General features: G+C 72.2%; 12 protein-coding genes and 1 pseudogene. 8 read left to right on the top strand and 5 right to left on the bottom strand.

Annotated elements, in window-relative coordinates; all coding sequences use genetic code 11:
• The first annotated feature begins 19 nt into the window (after window positions 1–19).
• The gene (locus BZB76_RS19880; protein WP_121435883.1) at window positions 20–973 is read left to right on the top strand and encodes an aldo/keto reductase; all 954 of its coding nucleotides are present in this window, start codon (window positions 20–22) and stop codon (window positions 971–973) included.
• Window positions 970–2832 (top strand): helix-hairpin-helix domain-containing protein, encoded by a 1863-nt coding sequence (locus BZB76_RS19875; RefSeq protein ID WP_246007061.1) that lies wholly within the window; start codon window positions 970–972, stop codon window positions 2830–2832. The genes BZB76_RS19880 and BZB76_RS19875 overlap by 4 nt, the downstream gene beginning before the upstream one ends.
• Before the next feature lie 580 nt (window positions 2833–3412).
• Here the strand turns inward: BZB76_RS19875 and fabI are convergent.
• Both fabI and fabG read right to left on the bottom strand, forming a co-directional pair.
• Window positions 3413–4198 carry an enoyl-ACP reductase FabI gene (gene fabI, locus BZB76_RS19870; protein ID WP_211343082.1) on the bottom strand — a complete coding sequence of 262 codons (786 nt, stop codon included), beginning with the start codon at window positions 4196–4198 and terminating at the stop codon, window positions 3413–3415.
• A gap of 5 nt (window positions 4199–4203) precedes the next feature.
• Window positions 4204–4908: a 3-oxoacyl-[acyl-carrier-protein] reductase gene (gene fabG / locus BZB76_RS19865; RefSeq protein ID WP_121435882.1), complete on the bottom strand. Its 705-nt coding sequence runs from the start codon at window positions 4906–4908 to the stop codon at window positions 4204–4206.
• A 168-nt stretch (window positions 4909–5076) separates the two neighbouring features.
• Between fabG and BZB76_RS19860 the strand changes: the two genes are divergently transcribed.
• Window positions 5077–6576, top strand: coding sequence for a TldD/PmbA family protein (locus BZB76_RS19860; protein WP_121435881.1), 1500 nt, complete (start codon window positions 5077–5079; stop codon window positions 6574–6576).
• A 5-nt stretch (window positions 6577–6581) separates the two neighbouring features.
• A complete protein-coding gene (locus BZB76_RS19855) occupies window positions 6582–7955 on the top strand; it encodes a metallopeptidase TldD-related protein (protein ID WP_121436227.1) in 1374 nt (457 codons plus the stop codon).
• Between the two features lie 64 nt (window positions 7956–8019).
• Here BZB76_RS19855 and BZB76_RS19850 read toward each other — a convergent pair whose 3' ends face one another.
• A complete protein-coding gene (locus BZB76_RS19850) occupies window positions 8020–8232 on the bottom strand; it encodes a dodecin (protein ID WP_121435880.1) in 213 nt (70 codons plus the stop codon).
• A gap of 69 nt (window positions 8233–8301) precedes the next feature.
• Here BZB76_RS19850 and BZB76_RS19845 point away from each other — a divergent pair, with 69 nt between their 5' ends.
• The gene (locus tag BZB76_RS19845; RefSeq protein WP_121435879.1) at window positions 8302–8631 is read left to right on the top strand and encodes a DUF3099 domain-containing protein; all 330 of its coding nucleotides are present in this window, start codon (window positions 8302–8304) and stop codon (window positions 8629–8631) included.
• Between the two features lie 501 nt (window positions 8632–9132).
• On the opposite strand, the gene BZB76_RS19840 is transcribed toward BZB76_RS19845, so the two are convergent.
• Together BZB76_RS19840 and icmF are read right to left on the bottom strand one after the other, a co-directional pair.
• Window positions 9133–9927 (bottom strand): helical backbone metal receptor, encoded by a 795-nt coding sequence (locus tag BZB76_RS19840; RefSeq protein ID WP_420534805.1) that lies wholly within the window; start codon window positions 9925–9927, stop codon window positions 9133–9135.
• A 408-nt stretch (window positions 9928–10335) separates the two neighbouring features.
• Window positions 10336–13386 (bottom strand): annotated as a pseudogene (gene icmF / locus BZB76_RS19835) (fused isobutyryl-CoA mutase/GTPase IcmF); the annotation flags it as partial.
• 95 nt (window positions 13387–13481) lie between these two features.
• Between icmF and BZB76_RS19830 the strand changes: the two are divergent.
• The 3 genes from BZB76_RS19830 to BZB76_RS19820 all read left to right on the top strand — a co-directional run bounded on the left by BZB76_RS19830 (window position 13482) and on the right by BZB76_RS19820 (window position 16258).
• Entirely contained in the window at window positions 13482–14012 is a 531-nt protein-coding gene (locus BZB76_RS19830) for a MarR family transcriptional regulator (RefSeq protein ID WP_246007060.1), read from the top strand.
• Between the two features lie 118 nt (window positions 14013–14130).
• Window positions 14131–14946, top strand: coding sequence for a tryptophan 2,3-dioxygenase (locus BZB76_RS19825; RefSeq protein WP_121435877.1), 816 nt, complete (start codon window positions 14131–14133; stop codon window positions 14944–14946).
• A complete protein-coding gene (locus BZB76_RS19820) occupies window positions 14936–16258 on the top strand; it encodes an FAD-dependent oxidoreductase (RefSeq protein WP_121435876.1) in 1323 nt (440 codons plus the stop codon). Before BZB76_RS19825 ends, BZB76_RS19820 begins: the two co-directional genes overlap by 11 nt.
• Window positions 16259–16266 lie beyond the last annotated feature (8 nt).

The following is a 16266-nucleotide window of genomic DNA, read 5'->3' as shown; positions in this document are numbered from 1 at the left end:
ACCGCTACATTGACCGCCTATGAAGGAGCGTCACCTCGGGCGGAGCGGGCTGCTGGTGTCCCGGCTGGGTCTCGGCACCATGACCTGGGGGCAGGACACCGACGCGGAGGAGGCCGCGGAACAGCTCACCGCGTTCGTCGACGCCGGCGGGACCCTGGTCGACACCGCCGACGTCTACAACGGCGGGGAGAGCGAACGGATCCTCGGGCGGCTGCTGCACGAACGCGTCGACCGTGACCGGCTCGTCGTCGCGACGAAGGCCGCGATCAGGCCGAACGGCCGCTACGACGGTTCGCGGCGGCATCTGCTCCGCGCCCTGGACGCCTCCCTCGACCGCATGGACCTCGACCACGTCGACCTGTGGCAGTTGCACGTGTACGACCCGGCGACGCCGCTGGAGGAGACGCTGTCGGCGTTGGACGAGGCCGTCGCGTCCGGCCGGACCCGGTACGTCGGCGTGTCCAACTACGCGGGCTGGCAGATCTCCAAGGCCGCCGCGTGGCAGCGCGCCTGGCCGGGCCGCTCCCCCGTCGTGTCGGCGCAGCTGGAGTACTCGCTGCTGCGCCGCGACATCGAGCGTGAGGTGGTGCCCGCGACGGTGGACGCCGGGGCCGGGCTGCTGGCCTGGTCGCCGCTCGGCCGGGGCGTGCTGACCGGCAAGTACCGCACCGGGATCCCCGCCGGGTCCCGGGCCGCCGCCGCGCACTACTCCGACTTCGTCCAGCCGTACCTGGACGAGGAGTGCGCCCGCATCGTCGAGTCGGTGGTGACGGCCGCCGAGGGCCTCGGCCGGTCCCCGGTGGCCGTGGCGCTCGCCTGGGTCCGCGACCGTCCCGGGGTCGCCGCGCCGATCGTCGGCGCCCGGACCGTCGCCCAGCTCGGCGCGATACTGGAGAGCGAGGACCTGACGCTGCCGAACGAGATCCGGGCGGCGCTGGACGACGTCTCCGACACCTCGACGGGAAGCCCGTGAACCCAGACGACCGCGACACCACGCCCGCCGAACGCGCGGCGCGCGCCGCGGAGGCGATGCGCGCCGCGGAGGCGGCCGCACGAGCCGCACGACCCCCCGCCCGACCCTCCACACCGCCCCGGGCGCAGCCCTCGCCCGCAGCGCCCGACGCGCGGGAGGGGCTGCGCGCGCTCACCGACCTGTTCGCCGAGACGGGCGTCCCGGCGCCGCTCGCGTCCCGGACCGCCGCGCGACTCGGCCCCGGCGCCGCCGGGCGGCTCCGCGACGACCCGTGGCGGCTGCTGCGCGTCCCCGGCGTCGGACCCCGGCAGGCCGACCACTTCGCCCGCGCGGTCCTCGGCCCGGACGCGCGGCCGGGCGACCCCCGCCGCGGCCGCGCGCTCGTCCTGCACCTGCTGACCGAGGCGGCACGCGGCGGTCACACGGTCACGCCCACCGCCGACGTCGTGTCCGCGTTGGAACGCGTCCAGGTCGCCGACCCGAGACGGGCCGTGGAGGACGCGCTCGACGAGGCGGAGGTGCTCGCGCTCACCGAGGAACCCGAGTTCGACGAGGAGGCGTTCGAGGAGGACGCCGAACCTCCCGAGCCGGAGGAGACGCTGGGCCCGGCGCGGTGGGCGCTCGCCGAGGAGGCCGCGGCGGAGGGGTTCCGGCGGCTGACGCTCACGGCCGAGCCGCTGCTGGACGACGTGACGGTCAAGGGCCTGCGCGACGGGCTGCCCGAGGACCGCTCCCTCGCGCTCACCGCCGCGCTGCGCACCGGCGTCAGCGTCCTGCGCGGCACGCCCCGCGACCTCACCCGCACCGCCCTCGACATCGCGACGGCAGCCGCAGGCGCGGGCCTGCGCGCCGCCGTCGCCACCCCCACCGACCGCGCCGCCGCCGACCTGCCGGCGGCGGTGACGAGCCTGCACCGGTTGCTGGAGCCCCGCGACGACCCGTCCGCGACGCCGGGCACGGTCGTGTACGGCCGCGGCGAGCAGCGCCCCCTCGACCTCGACCTGGTCATCGTGACGGACGCGTCCGCGCTGGACGTCGAACTGTGCGCGGTCCTGGTGGAGGCGTGCCCCGACGGCGCGCACCTGCTGCTGTGCGCCGAACCGGACGCGCCCCCACCCGCCGGCCCGGGACTGCCGCTGGACGACCTGGAGGCCTCGGAGACGGTGCCGGTCGTGACCCTGGACTCCGCGCCGCCCTCCGACCCCCTCGGCACGCTGACCGAGGCGGCGCGCGGCGGCGACCTCGTAGCCGTGGACGCCCCGGGACACGAGGTCGTCGTCGTGCCCGCCGACGGCCCCGAAGAGGCGGTGCACCGCACGGTCCAGCTCGTCACCGACTCGATTCCCCGCGCGCTCGGAATCCCGGTCGACGACGTCCAGGTCGTCACCCCCACCACGGGCGGCGACGCGGGCGCCACCGCCCTGAACACCGCACTCAAGGCACGCCTGAACCCGGGCCCCGGCAAGTTCGGCGGACTGGACCCCGGCGACCGCGTGGTCGTCGCCGCGCCACTCCCCCACGCCGCGGTCGGCGAGACGGGAACGGTCACCGGCGGCGGCACACACGGCCTGGACGTCGAGTTCCCCGCCGGCCCCACCGTCATCACCCCCGCGGACGCGTCCCGCCTACGACCCGGCTGGGCCATAACGATCGACCAGGCCCGCGGCACCCCCCGCCCCGCCATCGTCGCCGTCATGACCCCGGAGGGCCTGTCCCGCCCCCTGGTCACAACAGCCTTCGGCCTCGCACACCGTCACCTGTCGGTCGTCCAAGCAGCAGGCCCCGCCCTGGCCAAGGCCGTCCGCGACACCCCCGCCCCACCCCGCCGCACCCGCCTGGCAAGACTCATGACCCAGTAACGCCCCAGGACAGGGCCCCCACCCCAGTCCCATCGCCACAACCCCAGATCCACGATCAAACCCGACCGCAGGTCCCGAACCCGCGAGAACCCGCCCACGCAACGAACTCAACAGACGAGCCGGACCGACGCAACCACCGCGCCGCACCCACCTCAGGCCGCCACAACCCCAAAGTTTCGCGATCGCGTCCGAACGCAGACGCCGAACCTGCGAGAACCCGACCGCGCCGCACCTACCCCAGCCCATACCGCAACCCGCGACAACCCAGGGCCGGCGATCGCGCCGAACGCAGATTCCGCGCCTGCGAAACCTGGCCACGCAGCGAACTCACCGGGCGAGCCGGAGCAACGTGATGACCGCACCACCAGCGACCCCGCGCACCTACCTCAGCCCGTCACCGCAACCCCGCGACAACCTGGGCCACGGCGATCGCGTCCGAAGGCAGGTTCAAGCGAAGCGAGAACCTGATCGCGCAGCGAGCCGTAAGGCGAGTCGGAGCGATGCCAGCGATCGCACGCAGTTCACGACGATGGAGGGCCGCCAGGCCCGAAGGAGGAGTGCACTGCAATAAACACAGTCGTTAAGACGGAGCTCCTACTGAGTGGAGGCCGCCGTCTACGTGGACGATTTCGCCCGTGGTCGCGGGGAACCAGTCCGACAGCAGGGCCACGCAGGCGCGGGCGGTGGGTTCGCTGTCCTTGAGGTCCCAGCCGAGGGGCGCGCCCTGCGACCACAGGTCCGTGATGCTCTCGAAGCCGGGGATGCTCTTGGCCGCCATCGTGGCGAGGGGGCCGGCGGCGACGAGGTTGACGCGGATGCCCTGCGGGCCGAGGTACTTGGCGAGGTAGCGGGCGCACGACTCCAGGCCGGCCTTCGCCACGCCCATCCAGTCGTACACCGGCCATGCCTTGGTGGCGTCGAAGTCGAGGCCGACGACGGAGCCGCCGTCCTTCATCAGCGGCAGGCACGCCATCGTCAGCGACTTCAGCGAGTACGTCGAGGCGTGCACGGCGGTCGCGACGTCCTCCCAGGGTGTTTCCAGGAAGGTGCCGCCGAGCGCGGTCTGCGGCGCGAACGCGATCGCGTGGACGACGCCGTCGAGGTGGTCGAAGCCGTGGTCGCGGAGGTTTCCGGCGAGGGCGTCGAGCTGCTCGGTGTTCGTGACGTCCAGTTCGATCACCGGGGGCGGTGAGTCGGGGCCGGACGGAAGTCGCTTGGCGGTGCGCTGGGTGAGCGTCGGACGCGGGTAGGCGGTCAACGCGACCTCGGCGCCCTGCTCCTGCGCGACCCGCGCGATGTGGAAGCCGATCGACGCGTCGGTGAGGACGCCGGTGACCAGGATCCGCTTGCCTTCGAGAATGCCCATGATCGTCAGTGCCCCATTCCCAGTCCGCCGTCGACCGGGAGCACGGCCCCGGTGATGTAGGAGGCGTCGTCGCTCGCCAGAAACCGGACGGCCTTGGCGATCTCTTCCGGTCGCGCGATCCGGCCGAGGGGGACCGAGGCGGTGATGGCCTTGTGCTGGTCCTCCGACAGCACCGCGGTCATGTCGGTGTCGACGAACCCGGGGGCGACGACGTTGACGGTGACGCCGCGGGATCCGAGTTCGCGGGCCAGGGAGCGGGCGAAGCCGACCATGCCCGCCTTGGACGCGGCGTAGTTCGTCTGCCCGGCCGAGCCCGACAGCCCGACCACGGAGGAGACCAGGACGATCCGTCCCGAGCGTTTGCGCATCATGCTCTTGGTCGCGCGTTTGGCGACGCGGAACGCGCCGGTCAGGTTCGTGTCGAGGACGGAGGTGAACGCCTCCTCCGCCATGATCGCAAGGAGGGTGTCCTTGGTGATCCCGGCGTTGGCGACGAGCACCTCGACGGGCCCCTGTTCCGCCTCGACCTTCCCGAACGCGGTGTCGACGTCCTCGGTGCTCGTCACGTCGCACCGCACGCCGAACAGCCCCTCGGGGGGCTCACCGGACCGGTAGGTCACCGCGACCGCGTCGCCCGCGGCGGCGAGCTCGCGGGCGATGGCGAGGCCGATGCCCCGGTTACCCCCGGTCACGAGGACAGATCGACTCATCAGGACCCTCTCGTTCGGCTGCGCGTCGGTGCGTCACGACCTTAGCGGCCCCCGGCCCGGCCCGCGGATGTGCCGACCCGACAAGATCCGTCGACCCGTGTTTGTCGGGTCCCTCGCGCGGCCTCCGGAGGCGGGGACGGGAGGGGCGGGAGGGGTAGGTTGCGAAAGGTGCATGACATCGATCCATCCTTCACCGCGCTGCCGCTTCGCGCGCTGGCCGACGCGGCCCTCAGCCGGGCCCGGGAGCTCGGCGCCGAACACGCGGACTTCCGCCTGGAACGCATCCGCAGCCAGACCCTCGCCCTCCACGACGCCGCGTTGGAGACCGCCCTGGACGCCGACGACGTCGGCCTGTCGGTCCGGGTCGTCAAGGACGGCACGTGGGGTTTCGCCGCCGGCATCGACCTGACCGTGGAGGGCGCCGCGCGCGTCGCCGCGCAGGCCGTGGACGTCGCCGCCGTCGCCCGGCCCGTCAACCGCGAACCCATCGAGCTCGCGCCCGAACCCGTCCACGGGGAGCGGACCTGGGTCTCGGCGTACGAGATCGACCCGTTCGACGTCCCGACGGGCGACAAGGTCGCGTTGCTGGCCGGGTGGAGCCGCCTGCTGCTCGACGACGACCGGGTCGACCACGTCGACGCCACGCTCCTGCAGGTCAAGGAGAACAAGTTCTTCGCCGACCTCGCCGGGACCGTCACCACGCAGCAGCGGGTCCGGGTGCATCCGTCGGTGAACGCCGTCGGCATCTCCGGGTCCCTGTTCGACACGATGCGGACGCTCGCGCCGCCCGCCGGGTACGGGTGGGAGTGGCTGACCGGCGACCACTGGGACTGGGACGGTGAACTCGCCCGCATCCCCGAGCTGCTCGCCGAGAAGCTCGCCGCGCCGTCGGTGGAACCGGGCGTCTACGACGTCGTCGTCGACCCGTCCAACCTGTGGTTGACGATCCACGAGTCGGTCGGGCACGCCACCGAACTGGACCGGGCCCTCGGATACGAGGCGGCGTACGCGGGGACGTCGTTCGCCACGCCCGACAAGCTCGGGACCCTCCGGTACGGGTCCGAGGTCATGAACGTCACCGGGGACCGTACGGCCGAACACGGCCTGGCCACCATCGGCTACGACGACGAGGGCGTACAGACGCAGGAGTTCGACATCGTCACCGGTGGGCTGTTCACCGGCTACCAGACCGACCGTCGTATCGCCCGTCTCACCGGCGCCGACCGTTCCAACGGGTGCGCGTTCGCGGACGCCGCGTCCAGCATGCCGATCCAGCGGATGGCGAACGTGTCGCTGCGGCCCGCGGAGAACGGCCCGTCCACCGACGAGCTGATCTCCGGTGTCGACCGCGGGATCTTCATCGTCGGTGACAAGAGCTGGTCGATCGACATGCAACGCCACAACTTCCAGTTCACCGGGCAGCGGTTCTACCGCATCGAGAACGGGCGCCTGGCCGGGCAGCTCCGCGACGTCGCCTACCAGGCCACCACCACCGACTTCTGGAACTCCATGGAGGCGGTCGGCGGTCCCGGGACGTACGTGCTCGGCGGCGCGTTCAACTGCGGGAAGGGCCAGCCGGGGCAGGTCGCACCGGTCAGCCACGGCTGCCCGTCGGCGCTGTTCCGCGGCGTCAACATCCTCAACGCCCTGAAGGAGGCGGGCCAGTGAGCGTGATCAGGCCGCAGGAGGCCGTCGAACGGGCGCTGGCCCTGTCCCGCGCGGACGACTGCGTCGTCATCGCCGACGAGGCGAGCACCGCGAACCTGCGGTGGGCGGGCAACACGCTCACCACCAACGGCGTGACCCGGTCGAACCGCCTCACGGTCATCGCGTTGCGGCACACCGCGGACGGCGTCGCGGCGGGCGTGGTGTCCCGGTCGGCGGTCGGCGCCGACGCGATCGAGGACCTGGTGCGGGCCGCCGAGGCCGACGCCGCGGGCAACGAGCCCGCCGAGGACGCCGCGCCGCTCGTCGAGGGCGGCCCGTCCGGCGGCTGGGACGACGACCCCGCCGAGACCGGCATCGGCGTGTTCGAGGGGTTCGCGCCCGCGCTCGGGGAGGCGTTCGCGGCGGCGCAGGCGGCCGACCGGCGCCTGTACGGGTTCGCGAACCACGTCCTGACGTCGACGTTCGTCGGGAGTTCGGCGGGGCTGCGGGCCCGTCACGACCAGCCGACCGGGCTGCTGGAGCTCAACGCCAAGGGCGCGGGCGGGTCGGCGTGGGCGGGCGTCGGCACCCGCGACTTCACCGACGTGGACGTCCCCGCCCTGACCGGTGACCTGGCGCGGCGGCTGGAGTGGGGGGCGCGGCGCGTCGACCTGCCCGCCGGACGGTACGAGACGATCCTGCCGCCGTCCGCCGTCGCCGACCTGATGATCTACCTGTACTGGTCGGCGGGGGCGCAGGACGCGCAGGACGGCCGGACGGTGTTCAGCGCGCCCGGCGGCGGCACCCGGGTCGGTGAGCGGCTCGCGAGCATGCCCGTCACCCTGTCCAGCGACCCGGCGGCACCGGGCCTGGAGTGCGCGCCGTTCGTCGTCGCGCACGCGTCCGGCCGGGACGCGTCGGTGTTCGACAACGGCCTCCCGTTGCGGGCCACCGACTGGATCGCCGACGGGACCCTCACGGCCCTCACCCAGACGCGGCGGTCCGCCGAACGGACCGGCCTGCCGCTCACCCCCGCCATCGACAACCTGGTGCTCACCGGACGCGACACCGGCGCGTCGCTGGAGGAGATGGTCGCCCGCACCGAACGGGGGCTGCTGCTGACATGCCTGTGGTACATCCGTGAGGTCGACCCGCAACGACTGCTGCTGACCGGTCTCACCCGCGACGGCGTGTACCTCGTCGAGGGCGGGGAGGTCGTCGGGGCCGTGAACAACTTCCGGTTCAACGAGAGCCCCGTCGACCTGTTGTCCCGCCTCACCGAGGTCGGGGGGACGCGGCCGACCCTTCCGCGGGAGTGGTCCGACTACTTCACCCGCTCGGCGATGCCGCCGCTGCGCGTTCCCGACTTCAACATGTCGACGGTGTCGCAGGCGTCCTGACGGCCGACTCCGGCCTTTCGCGCGGAGCCCGTCCCCGGTTCCGGGGACGGGCTCCGCGCGGCGCTCAGGCGTCCTCCAGGCGGAAACCGACCTTCATGGTGACCTGGAAGTGGGCGACCTCGCCGTCCTCGATCTGGCCGCGGACCTCGGCCACCTCGAACCAGTCCAGGTGGCGCAGCGTCTGCGCGGCGCGTCTGACACCGTTGCGGATCGCGGTCTCGACCGACTCCGGCGAGGTTCCGACGATCTCCGTCACCCGGTACGTGCGATCGCTCATCTCGTTCCTCCCGCTTTCTTGACCCGTACTGCCGTCGCCCGGCGTCCCCCTTGGGCTTACCGTGGAAGTGTGAAGGTCAATCACCATCGAGGGCCGGACGTCTACACGGTCACCGACGCCCCCCGCCCCATGTCGGAGGACATCGGCCACCGGCAGCGCCGTTACCTGCTGTCCATGGGCGTCCGGACGGGCTGCTTCGTCGGCGCGATCCTGGCCGCGGTCGCGGGCGCGCCGGTGTGGGTGATGATCCTTCTGGTGGTCGGGGCGCTCTTTCTGCCGTACGTCGCCGTGATTTTCGCGAACGGGGGCCGGGAGCCCACGACCCGCGCGACCTTTGACGACCGGTCACGGCGGGTACAGAAGCCGGTTTCCGGACAGCGACCAGAAATCCGGTCGTGACATTCTCTTGACTAACCGCGGGGGGTTTCGGTGTACGATTTGTACCGGCGCTCTGGTCCCCCGTCGGGGCGCCCGTGCCGGTGTTCCGGGCCCCCGTCGGAACACCGATGATGCGGCGCCGGGTGGATTGCCCCCGTATCCACCCGGCGCCGCTTTTCATGTCCGGGGACGATCTCCTGGAACTTCCCCGGGTCGCCGATGACCCCGCCCTGGCCCGCGCTTGACGGCGTCCACCGGCGGTGCGCGCGTCCGGACGGGAAGGCAACCCCCTGTCGTGGCCTGGTCCGGCCATGGCCGAAACCCGGGCCCCGAGCAACCCCCGGCGGAACCGCGCGGCCGAGCGCCTCACCGGGACCGCCGAGCGTTCAGGAGGCCGTGGACGTGTGCGCACATGGCCGCTGACGCCAGACAGGCGTCCACTCCTCCGGGCCTGCGCACAGGGATCTGAGGGCCGGGCAGGTGCCTTCGGCGGCGACGGGTGAGGGTCCGTCAGCCCGGGTGTCAGCGGCGGTGGGTGTCGGAGAGTTGGCGCGCCAGGGCTCGCGGGGCCTCGACCAAAGACGGGCCGTACCAGGTGAGCAGGCGGCCGTCGACGAGCGCGACGTCCACTCCCGGGAACGACTCGGGGCCGTCGTTCTCGGTGAACCGGTAGGGCTCGTCCGGCAACACGACCAGGTCGGCGCCCGCCGCGTTCAGCTCGCCGAGGGGAATCTTCGGATAGCGCTCGGAATGATCGGCGTAGACGTTGGTGACCCCGAGGCGGGACAGGACGTCGCCGGCGAAGGTGTCCCGGCCGACGACCATCCACGGCCGCCGCCAGATCGGCACGATCGCCCCGCGCGGCTCGCCGGGAGCGACGTTCGCCCAAACGCGGGACGCCTCGTCCAGCCAACCCGGCACCGGGACCCGGCACGCGACGGCGAGGACCCGGCGCAGGGACGCGAGCGCCTCGTCCACGGTGCGGATCTCCGTCATCCACACCGGGATCCCCGCGGCGCGCAACGCCTCCACGTCGGCGGGACGGTTCTCCTCGGTGTTGCCGAGGACGACGTCGGGCCGCAGCTCCGCGATCCGCTCCAGGTCGGGGTTCTTCGTGCCCCTGACGCGCGGCACGTCCAACCCGGCCGGATGGGTGCACCAGGCGGTCGCGCCGACCAGGAGCCCCGGCGCGGTCACCGCGACCGTCTCCGTCAGCGACGGGACGATCGACACGACCCGCCCCACCCGATCCGGGACGGGGACCGGGGCGCCGGTGTCATCGACCGCGTCCCACTCAGGAGCGTCCCACTCGAAGATGCCCGGACCAGGGACGCCCCGCTCTTGGACGCCCCGCTCCGAAGCGCCCCGCTCAGAGGCGTCCCGAACTGGGGCGCCCCGCTCCGAAGCGCCCCGCTCAGAGGCGCCCTGATCTGGGGCGCCCCGCTCCGAAGCGCCCCGCTCAGAGGCGCCCTGACCTGGGGCGCCCTGATCTGGGGCGCCCTGATCTGGGGCGCCCTGATCTGGGGCGTCCGGAGCGGTGGCGTCTCTGTGGGCGTTCCTGTCAGGGCGGTTCACACGTTGCGCCGGTACTGGCCGCCGACCTCGAAGAACGCGTCGCTGATCTGCTGGAGGCTGCACACGCGCGCCGCGTCCATCAGGACCGTCAACACGTTCCCCGGCCCGCGCCGCGTCCTTCAACGCCTCGAGCGCCTCCCGCGCCTCGTCGCGGTGCGCGTTCCGGTAGGCGCGCACCCGGTCGAGCTGGGACCGCTTCTCCTCCTCGGTGGCGCGGGCCAGCTCGATCGTGTCGGGCGTCCCGTCGCCGGAGTCGGGGCCGCGGAACGTGTTGACGCCGACGATCGGCAGGGAGCCGTCGTGCTTGCGCTGCTCGTACAGCATCGACTCGTCCTGGATGCGGCCGCGCTGGTAGCCGGTCTCCATGGCGCCGAGGACGCCGCCGCGTTCGCTGATCCGGTCGAACTCCGCCAGCACGGCCTCCTCGACGAGATCGGTCAGCTCGTCGATGATGAACGACCCCTGCAACGGGTTCTCGTTCATCGCCAGCCCCCACTCGCGGTTGATGATGAGCTGGATGGCCAGGGCGCGCCGCACCGACTCGGCCGTCGGGGTGGTGACGGCCTCGTCGTAGGCGTTGGTGTGCAGGCTGTTGCAGTTGTCGTAGATCGCGATGAGCGCCTGCAACGTCGTGCGGATGTCGTTGAAGTCCATCTCCTGCGCGTGCAGGGACCGCCCGGACGTCTGCACGTGGTACTTCAGCTTCTGGCTGCGCTCGTTGGCGCCGTACCGGTCGCGCATCGCGACGGCCCAGATCCGGCGGGCCACGCGGCCGAGGACGCTGTACTCGGGGTCCATGCCGTTGGAGAAGAAGAACGACAGGTTGGGCGCGAAGTCGTCGACGTCCATGCCGCGCGCCAGATACGACTCGACGTAGGTGAACCCGTTGGCGAGGGTGAACGCGAGCTGGCTGATGGGGTTCGCGCCGGCCTCGGCGATGTGGTAGCCGGAGATCGACACCGAGTAGAAGTTGCGGACCCGGTTGGCGATGAACCATTCCTGGATGTCGCCCATCATCCGCAGGGAGAACTCGGTGGAGAAGATGCAGGTGTTCTGCCCCTGGTCCTCCTTGAGGATGTCGGCCTGGACGGTGCCGCGCACGGTGGACAGCACACGCGCGCGGATCGCGGCGGCCTCCTCGGCGGACGGTTCGCGTCCGTGCTCCTCGTAGAAGGCGTCCAGCCCCTGGTCGATGGCGGTGTTGAGGAAGAACGCCAGGATCGTCGGCGCCGGGCCGTTGATCGTCATCGACACCGACGTCGTCGGCGACGACAGGTCGAACCCGTCGTAGAGCGCCTTCATGTCGTCCAGCGTGGCGATCGACACGCCGGACGTGCCGATCTTGCCGTACACGTCGGGGCGCTCGTCCGGGTCGCGCCCGTACAGGGTGACGGAGTCGAACGCGGTGGACAGGCGGGTCGCGGGCTGGCCCTCCGACAGCAGCTTGAAGCGCCGGTTGGTGCGGAACGGGTCGCCCTCCCCCGCGAACATGCGGGCCGGGTCCTCGTTGTCGCGCTTGAACGGGAACACCCCGGCCGTGAACGGGAACCGTCCGGGCAGGTTCTCGTTCCGGAGGAACCGCAGCAGTTCCCCGTGGTCGGTGTAGCGGGGCAGCGCGACGCGCGGGATGCGGCTGCCCGACAGGGACTCGCGGGTCAGTTTCGTGTGCAGTTCCCTGTCGCGGACGCGGACGACCTGCTCGTCCCCGGAGTACGACTCCACGACGGCGGGCCATTCCTCGATCAAGGCGGCGTCGCCGGGGTTCACGTCGCGGCGTGCCCTCTCCAGCAGTTCCTCGACCTCGGTGGTGTCCGTCAGCTCGGCGCGGACCTCGTCCAGCCGCTGGACGCGCCGGACGGCCTCGATCTGCCGCACCGTGTCGGCGTGGTAGCCGCGCACGGTCTCGGCGATGTCGGACAGGTACCGCACCCGGGCGGGCGGGATCACGGTGGCGGCGGCCGTGGAGGTCTTCGTCTCGACCTTCGGCAGGTTCCCCTCCGAGAGCTCCACGCCGTGGTCGACCAGGAGCCCCTTGAGGTGCTGGTAGAGCGCCGTCACCCCGTCGTCGTTGAAGGTCGCGGCGCTGGTGCCGTACACGGGCATGTCCTCGGGACGCTGCCCGAACGCGCCCCGGTTGCGGATGATCTGCCGCGCCACGTCCCGCAGCGCGTCGGCGGCGCCGCGCCGCTCGAACTTGTTGATCGCGACCGCGTCCGCGAAGTCGAGCATGTCGATCTTCTCCAGCTGCGTGGGCGCGCCGAACTCCGGCGTCATCACGTACAGCGAGACGTCGACCAGCGGGGCGATCGCGGCGTCGCCCTGCCCGATGCCGGGCGTCTCCAGGATGACCAGGTCGTATCCGGCGGCCTTGCAGGCGACGATGATGTCGTCGATGCCGTCGGGCAGTTCCCGCCTACCCCGCGTGGCCAGGGACCGGAAGAACACCTGCTCGCCGTCCAGGGAGTTCATCCTGATCCGGTCGCCGAGCAGCGCGCCGCCGCCGCGCCGCCGGGTCGGGTCGACGGCCAGCACCGCGACGCGGGGGCCGCCACGCTGGTCGACGCCGCCCTGGTCGACGCCGCCCTGGTCGACGCGCAGCCGCCGCACCAGTTCGTCGGTGAGGGACGACTTCCCGGACCCGCCCGTCCCGGTGACGCCGAGCACCGCGGACGAACGGGCCGCCGCCCGCTCGGTGAGCCGCGCCCGCTCCTCCTCGGTCAGTCTCCCGGCCTGGGCGCGGGTGATGGTCCGGGCGAGCGCGCGCCTGTCCCCGGCCAGCACGGCCTCCACCGGCGCCGGTTCGGCGGTCAGGTCGACGTCGCACTCGCGCACCAGCTCGTTGATCATTCCGGGCAGGCCGAGCCGCTGCCCGTCCTCCGGCGAGAAGATCCGCACCCCGGCCTCCGCCAGCCGCGCGATCTCCTCGTGGACGATCACGCCGCCGCCCCCGCCGAACACCCTCACGTGCTCGGCGCCGGCCTCCTTCAGGCTGCGCGACAGGTACTCGAAGTACTCGACGTGGCCGCCCTGGTAGGAGCTGATCGCCACGCCCTGCGCGTCCTCCTCCAGGACGGCGTCGACCACCTCGCGGACCGAACGGTCGTGCCCGAGGTGCACCACCTCCGCGCCCTGGGACTGCAGGATGCGCCGCATGATGTTGATCGCCGCGTCGTGCCCGTCGAACAGGGCCGCCGCCGTCACGAACCGCACCGGGTGCACCGGCGTGTGCAGGTCCGCCGTCACCGTCTCCACCCCAACCCTTGGACATCCAATATTTGGAAGTTAAAATAGTTTCCATGCGTCCCTCAGTCAAGACCGCATACGATCAGGCGGTGCCCGACATGCCCGACCCCATCGCCGAGGCCCACCGCCAGTGGAGCCTGCGCTGGCCCGAGCACGCCGACCACATGGCGGCCGTCACCTCCGTGATGCGGGCCCAGCAGCTCCTGCTGAGCCGGATCGAGGCCGTCCTCAAGCCGTACGGGCTGACGTTCGCCGCCTACGAGGCGCTGCGCCTGCTCGCGTTCACGCGCACCGGGACGCTACCCATGGGGAAGATGGGCATGCGGCTCATGGTCCATCCCGCGTCGGTCACCAACGTCATCGGCCGGCTGGAGCGGCGCGGGCTCGTCGGCCGCGCCCCCTCCCCCGACGACCGCCGCGTCGTCCTCGCCACCCTCACCCCCGACGGACGCGACCTCGCCGAGAAGGCCACGCTGGCCCTCAACGAGTCCGGCTTCGGCGTCTCCGGCCTGCCCGCCGCACAGGCCGCCGAGATCACCGCCTCGCTGCGCCCCCTCCGTCTCGCCGCGGGCGACCTCGACTGACCCGGGCCCACCTGGGGCACGTTGCCGGGTATGGGCGATTCAGGGGGCCTGATCACCTTGCTGGGGTGATGCATCCCATATGCTGCGGATCACATCCTTGGTGTCGCGAGGAGGCGGAATGGCGGAGTCGCCGGCGTTGACGTACGGCGGTTACCTACGGCTCGATGATCTTCTGTCCTGCCAGGACCCCCGGACGGAGGCCCACGACGAGCTGCTGTTCGTGATCATTCATCAGGTCTACGAGCTGTGGTTCAAACAGATCCTGCACGAGGCGGCGCTGCTGCAACGCAGGCTGGAGGAGGGCAACAGCGCCGGGTCGCTGCACACGGCCCGCCGGATCGCCAAGATCCTCAAGACGGTGGTCGGGCAGCTGGACATCCTGGAGACGATGACGCCCCGCCAGTTCGCCGCGTTCCGCGACGAACTCGGCACGTCCAGCGGGTTCCAGAGCGACCAGTTCCGGGAGATCGAGGCCGTCCTCGGACGGCGCGGGTTCCCCGCGTCGGATCTGCGCGGCGACGACCGGCTCCGGGCCGCGGTGACGCGCCGGTCGATGTTCGACTCGCTGCTGCGCTACCTGGCGGGACGCGGATTCGCCGTCCCACGCGAGGCGCTCGACCGCGACCCGTCCGCGCCGTGGGAGCCGGACGAGGCGGTGCAGGAGGCGCTGCTCGCCGTGTACGCCGACGAGTCCGGGCCCGCCGCCGAGGTCTGCGAGGCCCTCGTCGACGTGGACGAGGGCGTCCAGGAATGGCGGTACCGGCATCTGAAGATGGTCGAACGCACGATCGGCGCGAAGGTCGGCACGGGCGGGTCGGCGGGCGCCGACTACCTGCGCCGGACCCTGTTCGCGCCCGCGTTCCCCGACCTGTGGGAGGTCCGCTCCCGGACCGACGCGACCGGCGCGGAGGGGGTCGCGGTCCATGGCGGATGACGGGCGGCGGGTCGCGATCGTCGGCGCGGGCCTCGCGGGCTGCCTCCTGGCGGTGCTGCTCGGCCGCAGGGGCGTCCCGGTGACGGTGTACGAGCGCCGCCCCGACCCGCGGATCGCCGGCGCCGAACGCGGCCGCTCGATCAACCTGGCGATCTCGGCGCGCGGCCTGGCCGCGCTGGAGCAGGTGGGGCTGCGCGACCAGGCGCTCAAGCAGGCCCTGCCCATGCACGGCCGGATGGTGCACCCGCGGTCGGGCGGCCGGAACTTCCAGCCCTACAGCGCGGACGGCGAGCGCGCCATCAACTCCATCAGCCGCGCGGAACTGAACCGGGCGCTGCTCGACACCGCCGAGGCCACCACGGGCGTCACGCTGCGCTTCTCCCAGCGCGTCACCGGCGTGGACGCCGACGCCGGGGCGATCCTGCTGGACGGCGCCGACACCGAACCCGCGGACGTCGTCCTGGCCGGGGACGGCGCCTACAGCGCGGTCCGCAGGTCCCTCGACCTGAACGAGGACGCCGACTTCCTCGAACACGGCTACAAGGAACTGACCGTCCCGCCGAAGGACGGGGAGTTCGCGCTCGACCCGGACGCGCTGCACATCTGGCCGCGCGGCACCTCCATGATGATCGCCCTGCCGAACCTCGACCGGTCGTTCACCTGCACGCTGTTCTGGCCGAAGGGCGACTTCACCGCGCTCGGCACCCCCGAGGAGGTGACCGCGTACTTCGAGCGGCACTATCCCGACGTCGCGGGCCTGATGCCCGACCTGGTCGACGACTACGAGCACAACCCGGTCGGGTCGCTGGTGACCGTCCGGTGCCGGCCGTGGACCCGGTTCGGGGAGGGCGCCGCCGTGGCGCTGCTCGGCGACGCCGCGCACGCGATCGTCCCGTTCTTCGGGCAGGGCGCCAACTGCGCGTTCGAGGACTGCATCGAAATCGACCGCTGCCTGACCGAGACCGACGGCGACTGGAGACGCGCGCTGTCGCTCTACCAGGAGCGCCGCAAACCCAACACCGACGCGATCGCCGAGATGGCCCTCGACAACTTCATCGAGATGCGCGACCGCGTGTCGTCCCCCGTCTACCGGGCGAAGCAGGCCGCGACCCACGCGCTGGAACGGCGACTCGCGGGACGCTACGTCTCCCGCTACGAACTGGTGTCGTTCTCGACGATGCCGTACGCGGAGATCCCGGCCCGGATCAGCCGGCAGAACCGGATCCTCGCCGCCACCGTCGCCGGGACCGCCCTGGCGGGCACGGCCGCCGTCGCCCTGGCCGCCCGCGCGCTCCGCCGAAGCGGGAACTGACCGGGGCG

Origin of the sequence: Actinomadura pelletieri DSM 43383 (assembly GCF_003634705.1) — a bacterium.
Taxonomy (GTDB): Bacteria; Actinomycetota; Actinomycetes; order Streptosporangiales; family Streptosporangiaceae; genus Spirillospora; species Spirillospora pelletieri.
The sequence above is the reverse complement of the archived record's forward strand: the minus strand, read 5'-3'. Positions and strand labels throughout refer to the sequence as shown.

Excerpts from the sequence above, each read along its gene's own strand:
- fabI (WP_211343082.1), bottom strand. The coding sequence starts at position 4,198 with ATGGGCATTCTCGAAGGCAAGCGGATCCTGGTCACCGGCGTCCTCACC.
- BZB76_RS19880 (WP_121435883.1), top strand. The coding sequence starts at position 20 with ATGAAGGAGCGTCACCTCGGGCGGAGCGGGCTGCTGGTGTCCCGGCTG.
- fabG (WP_121435882.1), bottom strand. The coding sequence starts at position 4,908 with ATGAGTCGATCTGTCCTCGTGACCGGGGGTAACCGGGGCATCGGCCTC.
- BZB76_RS19820 (WP_121435876.1), top strand. The coding sequence starts at position 14,936 with ATGGCGGATGACGGGCGGCGGGTCGCGATCGTCGGCGCGGGCCTCGCG.
- BZB76_RS19830 (WP_246007060.1), top strand. The coding sequence starts at position 13,482 with ATGCGTCCCTCAGTCAAGACCGCATACGATCAGGCGGTGCCCGACATG.
- BZB76_RS19825 (WP_121435877.1), top strand. The coding sequence starts at position 14,131 with ATGGCGGAGTCGCCGGCGTTGACGTACGGCGGTTACCTACGGCTCGAT.
- BZB76_RS19850 (WP_121435880.1), bottom strand. The coding sequence starts at position 8,232 with ATGAGCGATCGCACGTACCGGGTGACGGAGATCGTCGGAACCTCGCCG.